The sequence below is a fragment of the Halomonas sp. 141 genome, assembly GCF_002810305.1.
In the GTDB taxonomy this organism is placed as follows: Bacteria; Pseudomonadota; Gammaproteobacteria; order Pseudomonadales; family Halomonadaceae; genus Vreelandella; species Vreelandella stevensii.
Window position 1 is genome coordinate 1 of record NZ_PINZ01000138.1, and the last position, 618, is coordinate 618.

At 58.4% G+C, this 618-nt stretch carries 1 protein-coding gene; it reads left to right on the top strand.

Annotated features, from left to right (window positions below; translation table 11 throughout):
• Positions 1 to 546 (top strand): transposase (locus CWI66_RS17715; protein WP_232711022.1); only part of this gene is annotated, 546 nt, incomplete at its 5' end.
• Between the last annotated feature and the right edge of the window lie 72 nt (positions 547 to 618).

Sequence of the window (618 nt, forward strand, 5' to 3'; positions counted from 1 at the left end):
GTCCCTTGTTACACTCTCTTAAATATTCAGGGGCGTTTGGAGATCTGTATGCCTCGCTATTCCGATGAGCGACGTCAGGCCGCTGTGGCCAAGCTGTTACCGCCTTATAACCAAAGCGTAGAAGAGGTCGCTCGGCAGGAGGGGATCTCGCCAGCAACTGTTTACAAGTGGCGTAAAGAAGCCCGTGCGGAGGGACGCTGCCTGCCCGATGCAAGTGACCAGGGTACGACCGGCTGGTCGTCCCGAGACAAGTTTGCAGCGGTGGTTGAGACCGCAGCGATGAACACCGAAGACGTTGCTGCCTATTGTCGTCAACGGGGACTGTATCCCGAGCAGCTGCAACGCTGGCGTCATGACTGCGAACAAGCCGCCAGCTTGTCCCATGAGGACCGCCGTCGAGAAGCGGATGAAGCCAAGCAGCAGCGCAAGCGGATCAAAGAGCTGGAACGAGAGCTACAGCGCAAGAACACAGCACTCGCGGAGACAGCTGCACTGCTGACGCTGTCAAAAAAAGCACGGGCGATCTGGGGGGACGAGGAGTCATGATCAGCATCGAGGATCGCCAACATGCCGTAGAGCTGATTGCTGTTGCCTGCAACGAGGGCGCCACCTTGGCGG